Origin of the sequence: Bifidobacterium breve DSM 20213 = JCM 1192 (assembly GCF_001025175.1) — a bacterium.
Classification (GTDB): Bacteria; Actinomycetota; Actinomycetes; order Actinomycetales; family Bifidobacteriaceae; genus Bifidobacterium; species Bifidobacterium breve.
Genome location: NZ_AP012324.1, coordinates 1,868,832 through 1,889,145, shown reverse-complemented (window position 1 = coordinate 1,889,145; position 20,314 = coordinate 1,868,832). Strand labels below are relative to the sequence as shown.

Genomic DNA, 20,314 nt, shown 5'->3' with positions numbered 1-20,314 from the left:
AACATTTCGTACATACCCCTATGCGACACGCCGAGTGTCGCATAGGGGTATGTGCGTATATAGTTGACAGTTGGTGTGTCTTCGGATATGCCACAGTAATCATCCAACGGAATAGGACTAGAGGCGCATGGCAAAAGACGGTGTGATTGAGGTCGAAGGACAGGTAGTGGAAGCATTGCCCAACGCAATGTTCCGCGTCGAACTCGAGAACAAGCACATCGTGCTCGCCACGATTTCCGGCAAGATGCGTAAGAATTACATTCGCATTCTGCCGCAGGACCGTGTCGTGCTGGAAATGAGCCCCTACGACCTGAACCGCGGACGCATTACGTACCGCTACAAGTAAAGGTACACAAGAAAAGGATAACCATGAAGGTCAGCCCTAGCGTGAAGAGGATCTGCGAAAACTGCCGCGTGATCCGCCGTCACGGCCGCGTCATGGTGATCTGCGTCAACCCCCGCCACAAGCAGCGTCAGGGCTGAGAGCAGATTCTCCAGCGGCACTAAGTAAATAAGGCACTCTCTCACAGTGCTTCCCGCAAGGGAACGACACTGAACCACGGGTACGTAGGCCCGTGCCGGGAAACCGGACGAGTGGGTGCAAGACCTACGGCAACAAGAAGGAATCGCAATGGCACGTCTTGCCGGAGTCGACATCCCCAATGAGAAGCGCATCGAGATCGCCCTCACCTACATTTTCGGTGTTGGTCGTACTCGTGCCAAGGAAACGCTTGCCGCGACCGGTATTAACCCGGACATCCGCGTCAAGGATCTTACCGACGAGCAGCTGATTACGCTGCGTGACTACCTCGAAGCTAACTACAAGATCGAGGGTGACCTGCGTCGTGAAGTCGATGCAGATATTCGTCGCAAGATTCAGATCAACTGCTACCAAGGCCAGCGTCACCGTAAGGGACTTCCTGTGCGCGGTCAGCGCACCAAGACCAACGCCCGTACCCGCAAGGGCCCGAAGCGTACAGTCGCCGGAAAGAAGAAGGCCACCAAGTAATAGGTGGCATGCTCCGAGCCACGGGATGAGTTCCATCCCATCGTTCGGACGTCAACAAATAAGTTCGTTACTAGGAAACGAGGGTCAATGGCAGCGCCTAAGCAAGCCGCTCGTAAGCCCCGTCGTCGTGACCGCAAGTCGGTCCCGGTCGGCCAGGCTCACATCAAGTCCACTTTCAACAACACGATCATCTCGATCACCGATCCGTCTGGCGCCGTGGTGTCCTGGGCATCCGGTGGCGACGTCGGTTTCAAGGGCTCCCGTAAGTCCACTCCGTACGCCGCTGGTATGGCTGCCGAGTCCGCCGCCCGCAAGGCGATGGAGCACGGTGTCAAGAAGGTCGACGTGTTCGTCAAGGGCCCGGGTTCCGGTCGTGAAACCGCTATCCGCTCCCTGCAGTCCGCGGGCCTCGAGGTCGGTTCCATCACCGACGTCACCCCGCAAGCCCACAACGGCGTTCGTCCTCCGAAGCGTCGTCGCGTCTGAGCACTCAGCAATACCAATCCATCCAAAACCGCTTAGCCGGTGAGTGCACCACCGAGTTCAAGCTGAAAGGATAACCACAGTGCTTATTGCACAGCGTCCGACTCTGACCGAGGAATCTCTGAATCCGCAGCGCTCTCGCTTCACCATCGAGCCTCTCGAGCCTGGCTTCGGCTACACGCTCGGTAACTCGTTGCGTCGCACGCTGCTGAGTTCGATCCCGGGTGCTGCCGTGACCTCCGTGCGTATCTCCGGAGCCCTGCATGAGTTCACCACTCTGCCGGGTGTTCAGGAAGACGTCACCGAGATCCTGCTCAACATCAAGGGCATCGTGCTCACCAGCGAGTATGACGAGCCTGTGGTCATGTACCTGCGCAAGAGCGGCAAGGGCGAGGCTACTGCCGGGGACATCACCCCGCCGTCTGGCGTCACCATTGCCAATCCGGAGCAGCACATCGCTACCCTCGCCGAGGACGGCGAACTCGAGATCGAGTTCACCGTTGAGCGTGGCCGTGGCTACGTGCCTGCCCAGATGAACAAGCAGGACACCGATGAGATTGGCCGTATTCCGGTCGATTCCATCTACTCCCCGGTGCTCAAGGTGAGCTACAAGGTCGAGGCCACCCGTGTGGAACAGCGCACGGACTTCGACAAGCTCATTCTGGACGTGGAGACCAAGCCCGCCATCTCCCCGCGTGATGCGGTGGCTTCCGCCGGTTCGACCCTGGTGGAGCTCTTCGGCCTGTGCCGCGAGCTCAATGCCCAGGCCGAAGGCGTCGAGGTCGGTCCGGCCCCGGTGGCCGAGGAGACCAACCCCGAGATGGCCGTCCCGATTGAGGATCTCAACCTGACGCAGCGTTCTTACAACTGCCTCAAGCGTGAGGGTGTCCACACCATCGGTGAGCTCGTCTCCCACACCGAGCAGGATCTGCTCGACATCCGCAATTTCGGTATGAAGTCGATTGACGAAGTCAAGGAGAAGCTGCAGACTCTGGGTCTGAGCCTCAAGTCTTCGCCGATGGCCTTCGACACCAATAACCTCGAAGGCGGCACCTTCTTCTCGCCGGAAGACGAGTGATTCGTCGCTTTTGATTAACCGTCTGTTCGCATGGCAAGCGGATGCTCGGGCACATGCCCACCTGCTTGCCTGCTTCGGACAATAAGGAGTAAACCCATGCCTACACCTAAGAAGGGCCCGCGTCTGGCTTCCAGCCCTGCGCACGAGCGCCTCATGCTGGCAAACATGGCGACCAGCCTGTTCCAGAATGGCCAAATCACCACCACGCTGCCGAAGGCCAAGCGTCTTCGTCCGCTGGCTGAGCGCCTGATCACCTTCGCCAAGCGCGGTGATCTGCACTCTCGCCGTCGCGTGATGCGCGTCATCCGCAACAAGTCTGTGGTGCACATTCTGTTCACCCAGATCGCTGAGCAGATGGAGCAGCGTGAAGGTGGCTACACTCGTATCGTCAAGATCGCTCCGCGCGTTGGCGATAACGCTCCGGCCGCCATCATCGAGCTCGTCACCGAGCCGGTTGCCAAGAAGGCTGTCGTGAAGGAAGCCGAGGCTGCCACTAAGGTTGCCGAGGAAGAGGCTCCGGCCGTCGAGACCGAGGCTGCTGAAGCTGCTGAGGCTCCGGTCGAGGAGACCGCTGCCGCTGAGGCTCCTGCTGAGGAAGCCGCTGAAGCCGAGAAGGCCGAGTGAGCTGACCGCTAGGTCGCATAGCTAGCTTAAAGGGCTGGAATCCATTTGGGTTCCAGCCCTTTGCGTTATTCGACCATAGCCGGTTCGTCTCTGTATGCTGGTTCGTCTCTGTATGCCGGCATCGCATCAAAAGTCGAATTATCATCGTGATCATTAAGATGATGGACTATGACACGACTACGCATCGACCTTGCCTATGACGGCGGCGGATTCTACGGCTGGGCCAAGCAGCCTGAGCTGCGCACGGTGCAGGGAACTATTGAGGATGCGTTGCACAAGGTGCTGCGTGTGCCGGTCGGTGACGAGAGAGAGCCGCTGCGACTGACTGTGGCCGGTCGTACGGATACCGGTGTGCACGCTTCGCATCAGGTGGCGCATCTGGATGTGTCTGATGAAACACTTGCTCGTTGCCAGGGGCATATGGATGTGCCGCTGACCGAAGCATTGGCTCGCAGGCTTAAGGCCGTGTTGCCTGCTGACATTGTGATTCACGGCATCGCCATTGCGCCGCAGGGATTCGATGCGCGGTTCTCCGCGTTGGAGCGCACGTATGTGTACCGTGTTGCCGACCGTTCATCCGAAGTGGACCCCCGGCTGCGCGGCTGTGTACTGCGCGTGGATGAGTCGCTGGATTTGGATGCGATGAATGCCGCTGCCGCCATGACCATTGGCCTGCATGATTTTGGTTCGTTTGCCACGCCGAATCCGGGTGGTACCACGATTCGTGAAGTCAAGACGGCCTACTGGCGCCGAGTGCCGGTTGCCTCGTTGGTGCCAGACGTATTGGCTGAGAACGAGGCATACCGGACGCCGTCGCTGGAATCCGGCTTGGTTGTATTCACGATTGTGGCCGATGCTTTTGCTCGCAATATGGTTCGTTCGCTGGTCGGTTCCTCGATCAAGGTTGGTTCGGGGCGCAAAACGCTGGAATGGTTTGCGGACAAGATGGCCAATCCGGTGCGAGAGGGGTCAAGCGGGCCAATCGCACCGCAAGGGCTGACTCTGGAACATATCGAATATCCGGCGGATGACCAGTTGGCTGCTCGTGCCGAAGCCATTCGTGCCGTACGTACTTTGTAGATTTCATGGACCTGCAAGTGACCTGCCCGTAACAAACCCGCACATTTGCTGAAACGGGTGCCGCCTAGGTTGAAACCATCAAACCCGGTTGCGGCTTGCGGCGTCAGCGTGCGCCTCAAGCATGGCAAGCCTGCAGCCGTCAGAGCAAGGAGCAGGTACGATGATTGAATCCGCGGCACGCCGACTGGCCCACGAACTGGTGAATCGCCGTGAGGCAATCAACCGTGAGCTGTCCCGCAACGGCGTGCGCTTCGGCATCTACAAGAACGGCGAATACCACGACCGTTTGTTTCCATACGATCCTGTACCACGCATTATCGAATCCGACGAGTTTGATGAGCTTGAGAAAGGCCTGAAGCAGCGTGTCAACGCACTCAACGCCTACCTGAAAGACATTTATTCGGACAAGGCCATCATTCATGACGGTGTGGTGCCGGAGGAATACGTCTACACGTCTGTCGGATACTTCCCGCAGGTCAACGGTGTGACCCCTCCCGGTGGCATTTTCGCGCATATCGCCGGTGAGGATTTGGTCCAGGGTGAGGACGGTCGCTGGTGGGTGCTGGAAGACAACCTGCGTATTCCGTCCGGTGCCAGCTACCCGCTGTTCGTACGCGATATCGAACGCCGTATCTCTCCACGACTGTTCCGTGACGTGCGTATCCGAGACAACCGTGAATATCCGTGTCTACTGCGCAAAGCCATGGATTTCGTCTCTACTGAAGGTATCGTCGTGGTCCTCACGCCAGGCCGATACAATTCCGCGTTCTTCGAACATGCCTACTTGGCTGAGAAAACCGGTGCCGCACTTGCCTTCCCTGAAGACCTTGAAGTGGTGGACAACAAGGTCTATTTCTTGGATTACGCCGGCAAGCGTCACCGTGTGGGCGTGGTCTACCGCCGTCTCTCCGACGAGTTCCTCGATCCGTTCTCCTTCAACCCCGACTCCGTGATTGGTGTGCCCGGGCTCCTGTCCGCCTACCGTGCCGGCAATGTGGCCATCGTCAATGCTCCCGGTAACGGCGCGGCCGACGACAAGGCCATCTACTACTTCGTGCCGCAGATGATTAAGTACTATCTCGGCGAAGAGCCCATCCTCCACAACGCTCCCACCTACATGCCTATGTTTGAGGCCGACCGTAAGGAAGTCCTGAATCGTATGGGCGAGCTGGTGATTAAGGATGTGGCCGAGGCCGGCGGCTATGGTGTGGTGTTCGGCTCGTCGCTGGATGCCGCCGCACGTGAGGAACTGGCCGACCGCATTAAGGAGGAGCCACGTCGATTCATTGCACAGGAGGTCATTCAGTTCCGCGATATCGACGTGGTCGATCCGAAGACCGGCGAAATGTCGCCGCGCAAATGCGATCTGCGCGCCTTCGTGGTGACCGGCAAGAACACGCATGTGTGGTATTCGGGCCTGACCCGTTATTCGTCCGTGCCTGGCCAGATGATCGTCAACTCGTCGCAGGGCGGTGGATTCAAGGATACGTGGGTGTTGGCGCCGGAGACCGGAGTGGAACACGAATACGGTACAGAGGTGCAGATGGCGAACCTGCTGAGTCAGTCGCGTCACCATTCGCTGGCCTTGGTCACCGCTTCTAAAGCGGACAATCTGTATTGGTTGGGCCGATACACCGAACGTGCCTTCACCACCCTGAACCAGTTCTTCCCGTTCTATGACCGTGTGATGGACACTGATGTAGACGCCTTCCGGCCCTTCGCTCATGCCCTCGATCTGCCCGAGGACTTCGAGGACTTTGATGGGTTCGTGGAAAGCTTCCTGTACGACGGCTCGAACCCGGACTCCGTGCGTTCCGCAGTTACTTCCGCGTTCAACAATGCCGTGATTCTGCGCCCGGAACTGAGCTCCCGACTGCTGCAATACGTCGAACTGGCGATGACCAACATTACAGATGCCGCCAAGCATGCAGCCGATGCCGAGGACATCTACAACCAGCGAGACATCACCGATGACATGCTCGCCTTCTGGGGCGGCATCGAGAATTCGCCAGTCGATCCCACGCTAAAGGCCTTTATCTTCATCGGCAAGTATCTGGAACGCATCGATTTGTACACCCGTTTTGGGCTCACGATGGAAGAAATGGAAGCCCCGCTGAAGAAGCTGGCCTCCTATTCGATGATTCTCGACGGTATGCCGTTGCCGAGCTGTTTCGCCGACGGACTGAGTTGGCTTGTCGGCCAGCTGCCGTCTCGCGGATATCAGGAGGTGGCCGATTCTCTGAAGAAGTACCTTGACGATTATTCCGGCAGAGTCAGCGCTTTGGCCATCAAGGACATGGGCTCGCTCAGCTCCATGAACATGGATGCCAAGCGCCCCTGACAGGTTGCAATGGTATGGTGGTATGGCTTCAAGCCGTATGCGCCCGCTACATTTTTGCGAGCGGGTGCGGCGGCCACTGTATCTGTAGTGCTGCTATCCCGAAATGTGCCGGCCGCTGGTGCGTGAGTATTGTGCAGGAGACGTCGTGAAAAAACTCGTGTTCGACTATGAGATGAAGCTGTCCTTCAGCTCGCCGGTCACCGACCACAGGTTCCAGTTGCGCTGCATACCGGCCACCGGTCCGCGCCAGCAAGTGATTGACGTCGAAGTGAAGATTCAGCCAGAGACTGAACTCGAAACCACCATCGATTCCTTTGATTCCGTGGTGATGACCGGCTTTGCGCCCGAGCCGCACGACATGTTCAGCTATTCGGTGACCGGCATCGCCTTTGTGGACAACGAACACATCAAGAAGGAAATCTACAAGCCGCTCTACCGGTTCAATTCTGCGCTGACCATTCCTGGCCCATACGTAGAGGCGATGATTGCTGTATGCCGTGATCGTCTTGCCGCGCTGCCTGCTGATGCTACGCCGGTGCAGCAGGCTGCCGAAGTGATGGACGAGGTGTACAAAGCTTTTGTATATACTCCCGGATCCACCACGATTCGCACCACCGCCGAACAGGCCTTGGCGCAGCGCAAAGGCGTATGCCAGGACTATGCGCATGTGATGCTGTCCGTGTGCCGGCATGTTGGACTGACCGCCCGGTACATTGCAGGACTGCTCGGGGGAGAAGGCGCCACTCACGCTTGGGTTGAGGTCTATCAGGATGGCCGATGGGTCGGCTTGGATCCCACGCATAATCGTTTGGTGGACGACAACTACATCACCATCGCCCACGGCCGCGACTACCGCGACTGCATGCTCGACATCGGCATATTCTCCGGCTACAACGTCCAGCAGACCCAGTGGGTCAATGCCTCCGTGCATGAACAGGTGGCGTAGACTCGCAAAACCCCGACTTGCCGCGTCGTCGGAATGTGGCATAATAAACAAGTTGCCTTTTGGGCAGCATGGATGAATGTCCGAGCGGTCTAAGGAGCACGCCTCGAAAGCGTGTGAGGTGAAAGCCTCCGCGAGTTCGAATCTCGCTTCATCCGCAACCAAGCCCCCGAAGTCTTGCACTTCGGGGGCTTTGCGTTGGTGCGGTAGCCGCATTGCCTGTCATCGAGTTCGCCAAGCAACGCGAGTATGGCGTCATCATCAATACCTATGGCTCGGGTGGCATGGGTCTGTCCGACAATATCGAGGAAACATACCGGCTGGGTGCGGATGGGTGGATTTTCTTTACCGAACGCGCGCTGGAGAACAAGGGTGAGGTACTTCAGCAGCCGTGTCCGGTGGTGTTGGGCGGCGACTACCTGTCGTATGGGAAATGCGATCAGGTGACCATGCCGAACACCGAGGCGGTGCGGTTCGCGGTCGGGCGTTTGCTGGACACAGGTGTGAGAACCATCGCCGTTATCGGCGCCTTACCCGGCATGCATGGTTGGGAGGACGTTCACGATCAGCGCGACGGCACGCAGTCGCTGCGTATCCAGGGGTATGTGCAGGCTCATGAAGAGCGCGGTTTGACCGTGGATTGGCGGTATGTCATTCCTCTGCTCGGCTGGAATCAGCATGGCGGTGTGCAGGCCGCGGCATCCATGCTGGATTCGTTGCCGTGCCCTCAGGCGGTGCTGTGTCTTAACGATGCCATCGCGCTCGGTGCTATTCACGAATTGCAGCGGCGTGGGCTGCGAGTACCGGCCGATGTACAACTCATCGGCTTCGACAATGTGCCGGAATCCGAGTACTCGGTGCCGGCGCTGACCACCATCGATCCGCATGTGGATGATTACGCCAAACATGCCGTGGATATGCTTATCGAACGCATTGAAGGATATTCCGGGCCGGCGCGCACCTACACCACCGATTTCACCGTGGTGGAGCGTGCCTCGACCAAGCTCGCTCGGTAACGTGCAGTTCCTGTTTTTTGCGCGTAATCGGGCGATCTGCCTGTGCCGTCTATATCCCTACGCAAACAAAGCGGAGTCTCCGGAGGGATAACCAAGCTGGAATGCGGTGTATGCATGCTTGGCGGCCAGGGCGGCAAGCACTAGCAAGGTATCGCTGTCGGATTGGGAGGTGGAATCGGCCACGGCCTTGATTTCAGCACGGGCGCAATCCATTTCGATGGCGGAAGCCGTAGGCACGGTTTGTCCGCTGGCCTTGTCTTCGATGGTGGTCGGATCGGCCAGCAACTGGTCGATGGCATAGACCTTTTGCCGTGGGTCTTGGCTGTCGCCGGCGTCGGCAGTTGAACCAGAATCGCTGAAGCGCTTATTCGCCAGCGACACCAACTGCTGTCCGGCGGTCTTATGCATGTCGCTCAATGTGAGTGTTGCACCGGCTGTCACCCCGCGGGCGGCCAACACTTCGAGGGCAAATCCGGCGCGGTCCTCGGCAATAGCCATTGCATCCAATGCCGATCGGTCGATGGTTGCGGAAGTGATGCCATCAAGACGGGCCGGCGTGACTTCTGGCGTGCTGTGTCCGAATTTGCCGGCCAGCACGGTCAATCGTTGCTTGGTCTGGGCGTTGCGCAACGTTCCTTCGGCAAAGCGCCCGGAACAGTGTCCGGCAACATCGATCCATGCCAGGGGAGCGGCCAATCCGTTACCGTACTGCACCATGAGCGGAGTGCCCTTGGCCGGAGTCGTGGCAAAGTTCGCCAACGTCAGCGCGCTCTCGCAGGGACTCATCGTTCGTTCCGCTTCGGCTCGGTCCGCCAATCGAGGCATCGAGCATGCAGAAAGCGAACATATGAACGCACCCGCGCATACGCCGGCCATGAGTCGGCGGAAACCAGTCAAGGGGGAGCGTGTCTGCATGGAAATCTACACTAATAGCTAACTGTGACCACTCAAGGCCATTCGCCACATAACTTCATAGGAGGTACGGATCGATGGAACTGGACCTGACAGGAATGCATAAGCTTGCCGCCGAGCAAGGAATCGACCCCGAAACCTTGGACGATGCGCTGGCAGAGGCTCTTCGTCTTGCTTACCTCAAGACCCCGCATGCGGCCAAGCACGCCCGTGTGGAACTCGATGAGCGCGCCGGCAGTTTTACTGTGTGGGCGGCCGACGATATTCCGGTCGAACCCACTGAAGACGATCCGCACCCCGCGCCGGAACTGGGTGAGGAATACGACGACACCCCGCACGACTTTGGCCGACTCGCCGCCGCAACCGCGCGTCAGGTCATCACCCAACTGTTCCGCAAAGTCGAGGATGAGAAGGTGTTCGGCGCCTTCTCCGGACAAAAGGGCAAGCTGGTTACCGGCATCATCCAGCAGGATGCTTCCGATCCCACCAACGTACATGTTGCCATGGGTGAGGTCGAAGCCATTCTGCCTCGCCGCGAGCAGGTGCCGGGTGAGCGCTACCGTCACGGCGAACGCATCCGCGTATACGTGGTGAATGTGGCCCGCGGCATCAAGGGCCCGGAAATCGTGGTCTCCCGCTCCCACCCGGAACTGGTGCGCAAGCTGTTCGAACGCGAGGTGCCGGAACTGGTTTCCGGTGCCGTGTCCATCATGGCGATTGCCCGCGAGGCCGGTGCCCGCACCAAGCTTGCGGTCAAGGCCAACACCGATGGCGTCAACCCGAAGGGTGCTCTGATCGGCCCCAGCGGCGCTCGCGTGCGTGCCGTCATGGAGAACCTCGGACCGGAGAAGATCGACATCGTCGACTACTCCGATGATCCGGCCAAGTTCGTGGCTGCCGCGCTGTCTCCGGCCGTGGCCACCGGCGTACAGGTGATCAGCGAGAAGAACAAGACCGCAATCGCCTTCATCCACGATGATCAGCTGTCTCTTGCCATCGGCAAGGAAGGTCAGAACGCTCGTCTGGCCGCCAAGCTCACCGGCTGGAAGATCGGCATCGAATCCGCCGAGGCGCATGCCAAGAAGGTCGCTGAAGAACAGGCTGCCGAGCAGGCTGCAGCACAGGCCGAATAGCTTGGGAGAGCCCGGCTTCCGGATCGAATGATTCCGAGTAGCCGGCGGATATACATTGCGAGCCGCGTCAACAATGACGCGGCTCGCGCTATTCCGTGCTATCCAGCGCTATGAGTATGCTGGATTGGCGTATGTGGGTTGGCGCAGTGTGCGCAAAATTTCCCACACCAGAGACGAGGTAACACGATCATGGTCGCACGATGAGACAGGGTAGGCTTGCCGTCATCACCAACTGACCACGCCCATGTACGCGTGGTCACAGATAGGAGTAATTAGTGGCGAAACCACGCGTATACGAACTGGCTAAGGACTTGAACGTCGATAGCAAGACCGTTCTTGAGAAGCTCAAGGACATGGGTGAATTCGTTAAGTCCGCTTCCTCTACGATTGAACCGCCGGTGGCGCGTCGTCTGAAGGCCGCGTTCGACAAGGACGATAAGGGCGATGCCAAGCCCGCGGCTTCTGCACAGAAGCCTGCGGCCAAGCCGGCACAGCACAAGCCGGCTGCCGCTGCAACACATCAGGGTGCCGCACCGGCTGCAGCAACTCCGGGCCCGCGCCCGCAGGCGGAACGTCCTGCGGCTCCGGCCCCCGCACGTCACAATAATCAGCACGATAACGGCGGTCGTCCGAGCCGTCAGGGTCAAGGCCGTCCGAACGGTAATCGTCAGGGCCAGGGGCGTCCGAACGGTGGCCAGCCCGGTCAGCACCAGAACAACCGTGGTGGCCAGGGCGGTTCTCGTCCGACTGCTGGAGGCAACGCTTCCAACGCGATTCCGCGCCCGCATGCGCAGGGTCCGCGTCCGGGCAATAACCCGTTCTCCCGTAAGCAGGGCATGCACTCTCCGACTCCGGGCGATATTCCGCGCCCGCATCCGATGGCTCGTCCGACCACTGAAGGTGGTCGTGGCGGCCGTCCCGGTCGTCCAGGCCAGGGTCAGGGTCAAGGCCGTGGTGGATTCCGCGGTGGTCGTCCGGGCCAAGGCGGTCAGGGCGGTCCTCGTCCCGGCCAATGGGGTCATAACCGTCCGGGTCAGGGCGGTGCCGCACAAGGCGGCGGCGCTCGCGGTGGATTCCGTGGCGGCCAAGGCGGCGGCAACAACTTCCAGGGCGGCGGAGCCCCGAGCAATGGTCCCGCACGCGGCGGTGGCCGCGGTGGTCGCGGCGGTACTGCTGGTGCTTTCGGCCGTCAGGGCGGCAAGTCCTCTAAGGCCCGTAAGAACCGTCTGGCAAAGCGTCATGAGTATGAGGAGCTGAAAGCACCGACCATCGGCGGCGTTCGCATCCCCAACGGCAACGGCCAGACCATCCGCCTGCGTCAGGGTGCTTCCTTGGCTGATCTGGCGGAGAAGATTAACGTCAACCAGGCCGCACTGGTCACCGTGCTCTTCCACCTGGGCCAGATGGCTACCGCCACCCAGTCCCTGGACGAAGAGACCTTCCAGATCCTGGGTGAGGAAATCGGCTGGAACATCCAGCTCGTTTCCGCCGAGGAGGAAGACAAGGAGCTGCTGCAGCAGTTCGACATCAACCTTGACGAGGAAGAGCTGCAGGATGATGAGGATCTGAAACCTCGTCCGCCGGTCGTCACCGTCATGGGCCATGTCGATCATGGTAAGACCCGACTGTTGGATACCATCCGCAAGACCAACGTCATCGCACGTGAGGCCGGCGGCATCACCCAGCGTATCGGTGCATACCAGGTCACGGTGGATCTTGAGGGCGAACCTCGCAAAATCACCTTCCTTGATACCCCTGGCCATGAGGCGTTCACCGCTATGCGTGCCCGCGGTGCCGAGCTTACCGACGTCGCAATCCTTGTGGTCGCAGCTGACGATGGTGTGATGCCTCAGACCGTTGAGGCTATCAACCATGCTCAGGCCGCCAAGGTACCAATCGTCGTGGCCGTCAACAAGATCGATGTGCCCGGTGCCAACCCGGAGAAGGTCCGTGGCCAGCTCACCGAGTTCGGTCTTGTTCCTGAGGAGTACGGTGGCGACACCATGTTCGTCGATATCTCCGCCAAGCAGGGCACCAACGTCGATAAGCTGCTCGAAGCCGTGCTGCTCACGGCCGATGCCGAGCTTGATCTGCGCGCCAACCCCGACATGGACGCCCGTGGTGCCACCGTCGAAGCCCGACTCGACAAGGGCCGTGGTGCCGTGGCCACCGTGCTGGTGCAGTCCGGTACGCTCCACGTGGGTGATGCCATCGTGGCCGGCACCTCGTATGGTCGTGTGCGTGCCATGTTGGACGAAAACGGTCGTGCCATGGATGCGGCTGGCCCGTCCACGCCTGTCCAGGTGCTGGGCCTGACCTCCGTGCCCACCGCCGGCGACTTGTTCCTGGTGGCTTCCGATGATCGTGCCGCCCGCCAGATTGCTGAGAAGCGTCAGGCTACCGAGCGCGCTGCTCAGCTGGCCAAGCGTCGCAAGGTCGTCTCCCTTGAGGACTTCAAGAAGAAGTTCGCCGAGTCCGAGATCGATATGCTCAACATCGTCATCAAGGGCGATTCGTCCGGTTCGGTCGAGGCGCTCGAGGATTCCTTGATGAAGATCGAGGTGTCCGACGAGGTCGGCATCCAGGTCATCCACCGCGGCGTCGGCGCGATTACCCAGAACGATGTCAACCTTGCCACGGTCGACAAGGCCGTCATCATCGGCTTCAACGTGCGTCCGAACCGTCAGGTCGCGGACCTCGCCGAGCGCGAAGGCGTGGAGATCAAGTACTACTCGGTCATCTACCGCGCAATCGAAGACATCGAGGCATCCCTCAAGGGCATGCTCAAGCCGGAATACGAAGAGGTCGTCACCTCCCACTCCGAGATCCGCGAGATCTTCCGTTCCTCCAAGTTCGGCAACATCGCCGGCGTTATGGTGCAGGACGGTGAGGTCAAGCGTGGTACGAAGTGCCGTATTCTGCGCAATGGCGTGGCCACGGTCAACGACCTCGAGATTTCTTCGCTGCGTCGTTTCAAGGACGATGTGCAGTCCGTCAAGGAAGGCTACGAGGCTGGTATCAACCTCGGCACCTTCAACGACATCGAGCTTGGCGACATCATCGAGACCTTCGAGATGCAGGAAGTCGAGCGCAAGTAGTCATTCTGGTTCTCCTCAAGGAGAGCCCCTCACTTTTACCGGCTCCCCCTTTTAGGGGGAGCCGGCTGCGAAGCAGACTGAGGGGGCTCCGGTTTTTGCTGGGTGCCTCCTCTATTTTTGTATTCACTTGATTTGCGGCTATCGCCGCTACTTCGCCTACGAACAGCCCACTGGGCTGTTCGCTTAACGGCTCAGCCCCTCAGTCGTCTAACGACGACAGATCCCCCTAGGAGGGGGAGCTAGAAACACGACAGAAAAGGAAATTCCCATGGCAGGAACCAACCCACGTGCCGCGCGTATTGCGGCTCTGATTCAGCGTGTGGTCGCCTCGTCCATCGAGCATGAGCTGCACGACAAGCGACTGTCCAGCATCACCGTCACGGAAGTGCGTGTGACCAATGATTTGCAGATCGCCAAGATCTACTGGACCCAGCTTGGTCATGAAGGCCACGAGGATGGCGAACGTAAGCGTGCCCAGCAGGCTCTCGATCAGGCCAAGGGACATCTGCGTACTTTGGTGGGCCACAAGGCCGGCTTGCGCCTGACCCCGCAACTGCAGTTTGTGTTCGATGAAGTGCCCGGCGAGGCCCACGAGATCGAAGATATTTTGGCTATGGCCAAGAAGCGCGATGAGGATCTTGCGCGCGCCCGCGCCACCGCTCACTACGCCGGCGACGCCGACCCCTATAAGCACGACGACGAGCCGGAAGATGAAGACCTCAACGATGAGGAATACTCTTCCGACGAAGAGTAGTTTCCCCGCAACCTCCCTCTGACGAGGGAGGTGCCCCAGGGGGGGGTAGAGGGAGAGACCATGCCGAAGGCATGGATAAAGGGAACACCGCATATGCCTCAAACAACTCCAAGCGGCCTGCTCGTCATCGACAAGCCGCAAGGCGTGACCAGTTTCGATGCAGTGGCCGCCGTGCGCGGCGCGTTGCATATCAAGAAAGTCGGTCACGCCGGCACACTTGATCCGATGGCCACCGGAGCGTTGGTCATCGCATTCGGCCATGCCACGCGTCTGCTCAATGCCATCGTTGCACATGATAAAACCTATGAGGCCACCATTCGTCTCGGCTTGCGCACCACCACCGACGATGCCGAAGGCGAGGTGCTTGTCGATGACGAAGTCCGCTCCCGCTGGCTGGAGCTGTCGTCGCAGCTGACTGAAGGTGGTCATAGCGAGGGACCATCATCATTGCCAGCTTCCTCGTGGCAGCAGCTACTCACTCGCACTATCGCCGCCAACTTCACCGGCGATATCGAGCAAATTCCCAACACTTTTTCCGCCATCAAAATCAATGGTCAGCGGGCTTATGACTTGGCCCGCGAAGGCAAGGATGTGGAGCTTAAGCCACGTCCGGTCACTATCAGCGAATTCACTGTGCTGGCTATTCGCAGTGGATTCGTGACGGGGAAACAGTCTGATGAAGCGTTGCAAGAGCGCGGAATGGTTTCAGTATTGGACGTCGATGTACGCGTCAGCTGCTCGTCGGGTACGTATATTCGCGCATTGGCCCGTGACTTGGGCGACAAGTTGGGTGTCGGTGGTTATCTGACCCGTTTGCGCCGCACCAGAGTCGGCAACTTCGCCCTGCCGGACGACACCAGCGGGCTTCTTTCGCCTGATGCGGTGAGCGAGACGCAGACCCATACGATCACGGCTCATACCGAGCAGAAAACGTTTACCAATCGCGAAGGCGAAACCATCACTCGCAATAAGTGCGTGCTCGACACCCCGGAAGGGTTTGACGGCGCTGGTCGATGCGCATGGCTGATTGGTCGCTCATTGACCATGGAACAGGCCGCCCGCAGCGCCATGCCCGCTCTTGACATTACGTCGAAGGAAGCTGCGGAGCTGCGTTTTGGGCGTCGCATCGAGCGCACGATTCATGAGCCTGCCGCCGCCATCGTGCCGCAAACCCATGATGTGGTGGCCATCATCGAGAGGGCGAATGGCCATCAGGCCAAGCCGATCACCGTATTCCCCCTCGCGTAAACTCGCGTACAGCGAGACTTGATTGAATGCACGAATAAAGGAACCACACAACTTATGGAAATCACGCACTTGACTCCTGACGCCGAAGGCTCGATTGCCTGGCCTTCGTTCAGCAACGACAAGAAGGCCGTGGTGACGCTGGGCGCATTTGATGGCATGCATTTGGGTCATCAGGCCGTGATCAACCGTGTGGTGGAACTCGCTCATCGGCATGACGCGTTTTCCATCGTCATTCTGTTTGATCCGCGTCCTGCGTTCGTGCACGGCTGGGCCGGCGCGCACAACGGTGAGGAACCGACACAGAGCAATGTGGATGCCGATGCGCTGACCGGCATTGACGAGCGTCTGCGTCGTCTTGAAGAGTTTGGCGTGGATCATGTATTGGTGGTTCATTACACGCTGGCTTTTGCGGATAAGTCCTACATCTTTTTCCTTGGCCAGCTGACCGGCAAGCTCGGCATGCGCACGTTGGTACTTGGCCAGGACGCCGCCATGGGCAAGGGACGCGCAGGCGATGTCAAGCATATCGCCAACCTCGCCGCCGCCACCGGTGTCTTTGAACTTGATGTGGTTGATGACCGTGGTCCTGGCGAAGTGCGTATTCCGCGTGATTTCCGGCCCGAAGCCCCGACCGAATGGGGCGAGCCTGCCGACCCGCTGGCCAATGCCACCAAGGCCGAGCGCCGTGCCTGGAGCAAGAAGAACCAAGCCAAGGCCATGCGCGCCTGGAGTTCCACTAATGTGCGCTATCTGCTTGCCCACGGGCGCATTCAAGACGCCAATGCCATTTTGGGCGTGCCGCACGCCATCGAAGGCAAAGTGGTGCACGGCGAGGAGCGAGGCCGTACCATCGGATTCCCCACCGCCAATCTCGGCTCGGAAACACAGGGATACATTCCTGTGGACGGCGTCTATGCCGGCTGGCTGGTGGATGGCGACAACCGTTGGCCTGCCGCCATTTCCATCGGCACCAAGCCTACTTTCAGCGAGAAGACCGGACTTCACGAGCGTGTGGTCGAGGCATATGCCATCACCGATGACTGGCTCGACCTGTATGGGCACAATGTTCGCGTGGAATTCGTGGGTTTCCTGCGCCCCCAAGTCAAGTTCGATGGACCGGACCAGCTGGTTGCGGAACTCAAGCGCAATGTGGAGGAAACCAAGCGCCTTACCGCTTGATACTGCCCATTACTTCCGTACGCCTAATGCATGAAGCGCATCGGCAAGCGTGCTCGCCTCGACGAGTTTCAGCCCATCAACATGCACCGGTTTGCGCAAGGGTGGAATGACCGCCGTAGTGAACCCGAGGCGTGCTGCCTCGCGCAAACGATATTCCATACGCGGTACGGGACGAACCTGCCCGGTCAACGATATTTCTCCGATGGCACAGGTGGAGCGGGCAATCGGCTTCGATGTGGCCGCGCTTGCCAGCGCTCCAACAATGGCCAGATCCGAACCGGGCTCCTTGGCCTGACCCCCGGCAATGGTGGAAATATACAGATCGTTGGAAAGCAGATTGAGTTTGCTGTGCCGGTACAGCACGGCGACCAACATGGCAATGCGGCTGGGATCCACGCCATTGACGGCACGCCTTGGCGTAGGCAGCACTGAATTGGTGACCAATGCTTGCACTTCGATAGGCAGACTGCGATGGCCGTCCAGCGTGAATGTCACGCATGTGCCCTCCACGGGAGCGTCATTGGCTGATTCCGGGCCATCTCCAGACAAGAACAGTCCGGCGGGGTCGGTGACTTCTTCGATGCCTTCGCCGCTCATGTCGAAGCACCCCACCTCATCGGTCGGGCCAAAACGGTTTTTCGCTGCTCTGAGCATTCTGAGGGCCGTTTCGCTGTCTCCCTCAAACTGGCAGACCACGTCGACCAAATGCTCGAGGGTACGAGGCCCGGCAATCGAGCCGTCCTTGGTCACATGACCCACCAAAAACACGGGGATATCGAGAGTTTTAGCGGTGTCGATCAGGGCGCTTGCCACCTCTCGCACCTGTGTGGAACCGCCCGAGATGCCATCGACTTCCTGCGAAACAATGGTCTGTGCCGAATCGACGATGGCCAGTGCCGGTTTGTTCTGCTCTATTAAGCCCAATACGGTAGCCAGATCGGTGGTGGCGGCAAGCAGTAGATTCGGTTCCACTGCATTAATGCGGGTGGCGCGTAGACGCACCTGTGCCTGTGACTCCTCACCGGAAATATAGAGCACCGTGTGAGCGCGAGTCGAGGCTAATCCGGAAGGCCGATGCGATGATTGGCCTCTCCCGGCAGCGTTGATTGTCTGGCCTTCAGCCACTGCCCTGGCGATATTACCGGCCGTCTGCAGCAGCAGTGTTGACTTGCCGATGCCGGGCTCACCGGCAATCAACGTTACCGAACCTGGCACTACACCGCCGCCCAGCACACGGTCGAATTCGGAAAACCCCGTGCCCAAGCGTTCCACGGTTTCCGTACCGATTTCGGTAATCGGCTTGGCTGCGGCACGCGCGGTGTCCGGCACGGCCGCCGATCGTGTGCGTGATGTCCGCCCGGGCGCAGCGGTGTGTGAACCCGCAGCCGGACGGGCTTCATGAAACTCCTCGACCGTTCCCCATTGCCCACATTCAGGGCAACGGCCATACCACTTCGGGCCGTTCCATCCGCATTCGGAACACACGTACTGCACACTTGATTTCGCCATACCTTCAACAGTAGCCGGTGATATACAAAGCGGTAGATTTCTACCGATTCACGATATATTCACCTCAATCAGGAACGACATAGTCGCCAGCGTCACGCGGCTGTGAGAGAATCAAAGCCATGACTAATACTGAGAACTCTTCATCTACGCAGTCCCATGGCAAGCTGATTGCAGTAGTGGTCGCCGCTGCGGTCGTCATTATTCTTGCAGTGCTTTCGGCTTTCGTATGGCCGGGTTGGGCCATTAAGAAGGACGAAACCAGTGTTCAGGGCAAGCAGCAGGCCGCCGCATCGGCCGAGCCCACCAAGCCGACCATCGAGGCCACGGCTTTGCCGGATGATGCCACTGAACTGCTGAAGGCCATGCCGGATAGCGTGTTGAACTATGCGCGCACCAAGGCCGAGGCTTCCACCACTTGGACCGCTGCCACGCCGCTCGAAGAGTACACGCTTACATATTCCACCGGAGACAAGGCCAAGGATGTGACGCTGATTATTGCTCAGTGGTCCGCTTCCGACAATGCCAAGACCCAGTATGACGCTCTTGCTTCGGCTCAGACCGGTGATGAATTGGCTGCCGGCAATGTGAAGGTCTCCGGCAGCACCACCGGTTCCTACACGGTTAAGGTGGATGCCTTGGACGACAAGAACGCCGTGGCTATCTGGCAGAACGATACCGTGGTGTTCCGGGCCACCGGCGCCAAGGCCGCCGTCGAGCGTTTCTACCAGAAGTTCCCGCTGTAAAGCGCAATGTATTGCGCAAATATGCCGGTGATTGCCGTTGTCGCCGCCGGTGGGTTGCGCAATTGTGCGTGCGTGTTCCCTCTGTCTGGCAACACGTGTACTATTGGGCGAGTTGCAACTTTTACGATTAATCGGAATGGAGGCTTCAGATGGGTTCTGTCATCAAGAAGCGCCGCAAGCGGATGAGCAAGAAGAAGCACCGCAAACTGCTGCGTAAGACCCGCCACCAGCGCAAGTAGTCTTACCTGCATTCAAGGCATTGGAAACCCCGCGATCGTTACGGTCACGGGGTTTCTCTTTTGCTTCGATGCCGTCAAGACCGGTGCGTTCCTGCCACGCGGCGAGACGAAAGTTGGTTCGTGCAATACAACAAAGCCGCACCTGCGAGATGCAGATGCGGCCTTGAGAAGCTTGAGTGATGCGAACGATCACTTATTGGCGTTGGTCATCACGCGCGGGCCGTTCGGGTCGCCGACGATGACCTTGTCTACCATGTTGAGGAACAGGCCGTGCTCCACCACGCCGACCGTGTTGATGAGGTCCTCGGCCAGCTCCTGCGGGTGATCGATGCGCTCCAGGTGCAGATCCACCACGAAGTTGTTCTCGTCGGTGCGCACTTCCTTGCCTTCGGCGTCAAGACGCAGCACCGGCTTGTAGCCGCGCTCCTCGAACTTCTTGATCACATGGCCGGCGCCGAACGGGATGACCTCGACCGGCAGCGGGAACTTGCCGATGGTGTCCACCACCTTGGACTCGTCCACGATCCACACGATCTGGTTGGAGTTGGTGGCCACGATCTTCTCCCACAGCAGGGCAGCGCCGCCGCCCTTGATGCCGTTGAAGTTCTTGTCGACCTCGTCAGCGCCGTCAATGGTCACGTCGATGTGGTCCACGTCATCGATGTCCACGATCTTGATGCCGTAGCTTTCGGCTTGAGCCTGGGTGCGGCGGGAAGTAGTCACGCCGGTGAACTCGAGGCCTTCTTCCTGATGACGGCGGCCGAGCTCATCTACCAGGAACTTAACGGTCGAACCGGTGCCGAGACCGGCGATCATGCCATCTTCGATGAGCTTGGCGGCTTCGATGCCGGCCGCCTTCTTCAGCGCATCCTGCTGTGCCTTATCCATGGTTTCTCCTTTGCCATCCTTGCTTCCGCCGCATGGA

The 20,314-nt window shown here is 59.3% G+C and carries 20 protein-coding genes and 1 tRNA gene; 18 read left to right on the top strand and 3 right to left on the bottom strand.

Translation table 11 applies throughout. From position 1 onward, the window contains the following. Positions 1-127: 127 nt before the first annotated feature. The 11 genes from infA (at position 128) to BBBR_RS08190 (ending at position 8,574) form a co-directional block, all read left to right on the top strand. Positions 128-346 carry a translation initiation factor IF-1 gene (gene infA / locus BBBR_RS08240; protein ID WP_003808114.1) on the top strand — a complete coding sequence of 73 codons (219 nt, stop codon included), beginning with the start codon at positions 128-130 and terminating at the stop codon, positions 344-346. Positions 347-369: 23 nt separating this feature from the next. Then, positions 370-483: a 50S ribosomal protein L36 gene (rpmJ, locus tag BBBR_RS08235; protein ID WP_003808136.1), complete on the top strand. Its 114-nt coding sequence runs from the start codon at positions 370-372 to the stop codon at positions 481-483. A gap of 148 nt (positions 484-631) precedes the next feature. Next, positions 632-1,009 carry a 30S ribosomal protein S13 gene (gene rpsM, locus BBBR_RS08230; RefSeq protein WP_003829906.1) on the top strand — a complete coding sequence of 126 codons (378 nt, stop codon included), beginning with the start codon at positions 632-634 and terminating at the stop codon, positions 1,007-1,009. Positions 1,010-1,096: 87 nt separating this feature from the next. After that, positions 1,097-1,495, top strand: a complete 399-nt coding sequence (gene rpsK / locus BBBR_RS08225; protein WP_003829907.1) for a 30S ribosomal protein S11 — start codon at positions 1,097-1,099, stop codon at positions 1,493-1,495. A gap of 79 nt (positions 1,496-1,574) precedes the next feature. Beyond that, a complete protein-coding gene (locus BBBR_RS08220) occupies positions 1,575-2,570 on the top strand; it encodes a DNA-directed RNA polymerase subunit alpha (RefSeq protein ID WP_003829908.1) in 996 nt (331 codons plus the stop codon). Positions 2,571-2,666: 96 nt separating this feature from the next. Beyond that, on the top strand, positions 2,667-3,194 hold the full coding sequence (gene rplQ, locus BBBR_RS08215) for a 50S ribosomal protein L17 (protein ID WP_003829909.1): 528 nt from the start codon (positions 2,667-2,669) through the stop codon (positions 3,192-3,194). A gap of 168 nt (positions 3,195-3,362) precedes the next feature. Then, on the top strand, positions 3,363-4,274 hold the full coding sequence (gene truA, locus BBBR_RS08210; RefSeq protein ID WP_003829910.1) for a tRNA pseudouridine(38-40) synthase TruA: 912 nt from the start codon (positions 3,363-3,365) through the stop codon (positions 4,272-4,274). Between the two features lie 160 nt (positions 4,275-4,434). Further along, positions 4,435-6,615, top strand: coding sequence for a circularly permuted type 2 ATP-grasp protein (locus BBBR_RS08205; RefSeq protein WP_032738299.1), 2,181 nt, complete (start codon positions 4,435-4,437; stop codon positions 6,613-6,615). Positions 6,616-6,760: 145 nt separating this feature from the next. Further along, positions 6,761-7,561: a transglutaminase family protein gene (locus BBBR_RS08200; protein WP_032738300.1), complete on the top strand. Its 801-nt coding sequence runs from the start codon at positions 6,761-6,763 to the stop codon at positions 7,559-7,561. 70 nt (positions 7,562-7,631) lie between these two features. Then, a tRNA-Ser gene (locus BBBR_RS08195) sits at positions 7,632-7,716 on the top strand. A gap of 57 nt (positions 7,717-7,773) precedes the next feature. Then, the gene (locus BBBR_RS08190) at positions 7,774-8,574 is read left to right on the top strand and encodes a LacI family DNA-binding transcriptional regulator (protein WP_003829913.1); all 801 of its coding nucleotides are present in this window, start codon (positions 7,774-7,776) and stop codon (positions 8,572-8,574) included. 57 nt (positions 8,575-8,631) lie between these two features. Here BBBR_RS08190 and BBBR_RS08185 read toward each other — a convergent pair whose 3' ends face one another. Beyond that, positions 8,632-9,360, bottom strand: coding sequence for a hypothetical protein (locus BBBR_RS08185; protein ID WP_025263245.1), 729 nt, complete (start codon positions 9,358-9,360; stop codon positions 8,632-8,634). A 203-nt stretch (positions 9,361-9,563) separates the two neighbouring features. Here BBBR_RS08185 and nusA point away from each other — a divergent pair, with 203 nt between their 5' ends. From nusA to ribF, 5 genes are all read left to right on the top strand, one after another. After that, positions 9,564-10,619, top strand: coding sequence for a transcription termination factor NusA (nusA, locus tag BBBR_RS08180; protein ID WP_003829915.1), 1,056 nt, complete (start codon positions 9,564-9,566; stop codon positions 10,617-10,619). A gap of 275 nt (positions 10,620-10,894) precedes the next feature. Then, positions 10,895-13,717, top strand: a complete 2,823-nt coding sequence (gene infB / locus BBBR_RS08175) for a translation initiation factor IF-2 (RefSeq protein ID WP_032738301.1) — start codon at positions 10,895-10,897, stop codon at positions 13,715-13,717. A 268-nt stretch (positions 13,718-13,985) separates the two neighbouring features. After that, entirely contained in the window at positions 13,986-14,471 is a 486-nt protein-coding gene (rbfA, locus tag BBBR_RS08170) for a 30S ribosome-binding factor RbfA (RefSeq protein WP_003829918.1), read from the top strand. 93 nt (positions 14,472-14,564) lie between these two features. Continuing rightward, positions 14,565-15,719: a tRNA pseudouridine synthase B gene (locus tag BBBR_RS08165; protein ID WP_032738302.1), complete on the top strand. Its 1,155-nt coding sequence runs from the start codon at positions 14,565-14,567 to the stop codon at positions 15,717-15,719. Positions 15,720-15,773: 54 nt separating this feature from the next. Then, entirely contained in the window at positions 15,774-16,898 is a 1,125-nt protein-coding gene (gene ribF, locus BBBR_RS08160; RefSeq protein WP_003829920.1) for a bifunctional riboflavin kinase/FMN adenylyltransferase, read from the top strand. A gap of 9 nt (positions 16,899-16,907) precedes the next feature. On the opposite strand, the gene BBBR_RS08155 is transcribed toward ribF, so the two are convergent. Further along, positions 16,908-18,407: a DNA repair protein RadA gene (locus BBBR_RS08155; RefSeq protein ID WP_032738303.1), complete on the bottom strand. Its 1,500-nt coding sequence runs from the start codon at positions 18,405-18,407 to the stop codon at positions 16,908-16,910. 119 nt (positions 18,408-18,526) lie between these two features. Here BBBR_RS08155 and BBBR_RS08150 point away from each other — a divergent pair, with 119 nt between their 5' ends. Together BBBR_RS08150 and BBBR_RS10460 are read left to right on the top strand one after the other, a co-directional pair. Next, positions 18,527-19,150: a hypothetical protein gene (locus tag BBBR_RS08150; protein WP_003829922.1), complete on the top strand. Its 624-nt coding sequence runs from the start codon at positions 18,527-18,529 to the stop codon at positions 19,148-19,150. A 149-nt stretch (positions 19,151-19,299) separates the two neighbouring features. After that, a complete protein-coding gene (locus BBBR_RS10460; protein ID WP_004268639.1) occupies positions 19,300-19,389 on the top strand; it encodes a 30S ribosomal protein bS22 in 90 nt (29 codons plus the stop codon). 189 nt (positions 19,390-19,578) lie between these two features. Here BBBR_RS10460 and rpiA read toward each other — a convergent pair whose 3' ends face one another. Continuing rightward, on the bottom strand, positions 19,579-20,277 hold the full coding sequence (rpiA, locus tag BBBR_RS08145) for a ribose-5-phosphate isomerase RpiA (RefSeq protein ID WP_003829925.1): 699 nt from the start codon (positions 20,275-20,277) through the stop codon (positions 19,579-19,581). Positions 20,278-20,314: the final 37 nt, after the last annotated feature.

Coding starts and splice junctions, on each gene's coding strand:
- rpsK (WP_003829907.1), top strand. CDS start 1,097: ATGGCAGCGCCTAAGCAAGCCGCTCGTAAGCCCCGTCGTCGTGACCGC.
- BBBR_RS08155 (WP_032738303.1), bottom strand. CDS start 18,407: ATGGCGAAATCAAGTGTGCAGTACGTGTGTTCCGAATGCGGATGGAAC.
- rbfA (WP_003829918.1), top strand. CDS start 13,986: ATGGCAGGAACCAACCCACGTGCCGCGCGTATTGCGGCTCTGATTCAG.
- rpsM (WP_003829906.1), top strand. CDS start 632: ATGGCACGTCTTGCCGGAGTCGACATCCCCAATGAGAAGCGCATCGAG.
- rpiA (WP_003829925.1), bottom strand. CDS start 20,277: ATGGATAAGGCACAGCAGGATGCGCTGAAGAAGGCGGCCGGCATCGAA.
- rpmJ (WP_003808136.1), top strand. CDS start 370: ATGAAGGTCAGCCCTAGCGTGAAGAGGATCTGCGAAAACTGCCGCGTG.
- ribF (WP_003829920.1), top strand. CDS start 15,774: ATGGAAATCACGCACTTGACTCCTGACGCCGAAGGCTCGATTGCCTGG.
- rplQ (WP_003829909.1), top strand. CDS start 2,667: ATGCCTACACCTAAGAAGGGCCCGCGTCTGGCTTCCAGCCCTGCGCAC.
- BBBR_RS08205 (WP_032738299.1), top strand. CDS start 4,435: ATGATTGAATCCGCGGCACGCCGACTGGCCCACGAACTGGTGAATCGC.
- BBBR_RS08150 (WP_003829922.1), top strand. CDS start 18,527: ATGACTAATACTGAGAACTCTTCATCTACGCAGTCCCATGGCAAGCTG.
- BBBR_RS10460 (WP_004268639.1), top strand. CDS start 19,300: ATGGGTTCTGTCATCAAGAAGCGCCGCAAGCGGATGAGCAAGAAGAAG.
- infA (WP_003808114.1), top strand. CDS start 128: ATGGCAAAAGACGGTGTGATTGAGGTCGAAGGACAGGTAGTGGAAGCA.
- BBBR_RS08185 (WP_025263245.1), bottom strand. CDS start 9,360: ATGAGTCCCTGCGAGAGCGCGCTGACGTTGGCGAACTTTGCCACGACT.
- truA (WP_003829910.1), top strand. CDS start 3,363: ATGACACGACTACGCATCGACCTTGCCTATGACGGCGGCGGATTCTAC.
- nusA (WP_003829915.1), top strand. CDS start 9,564: ATGGAACTGGACCTGACAGGAATGCATAAGCTTGCCGCCGAGCAAGGA.
- BBBR_RS08165 (WP_032738302.1), top strand. CDS start 14,565: ATGCCTCAAACAACTCCAAGCGGCCTGCTCGTCATCGACAAGCCGCAA.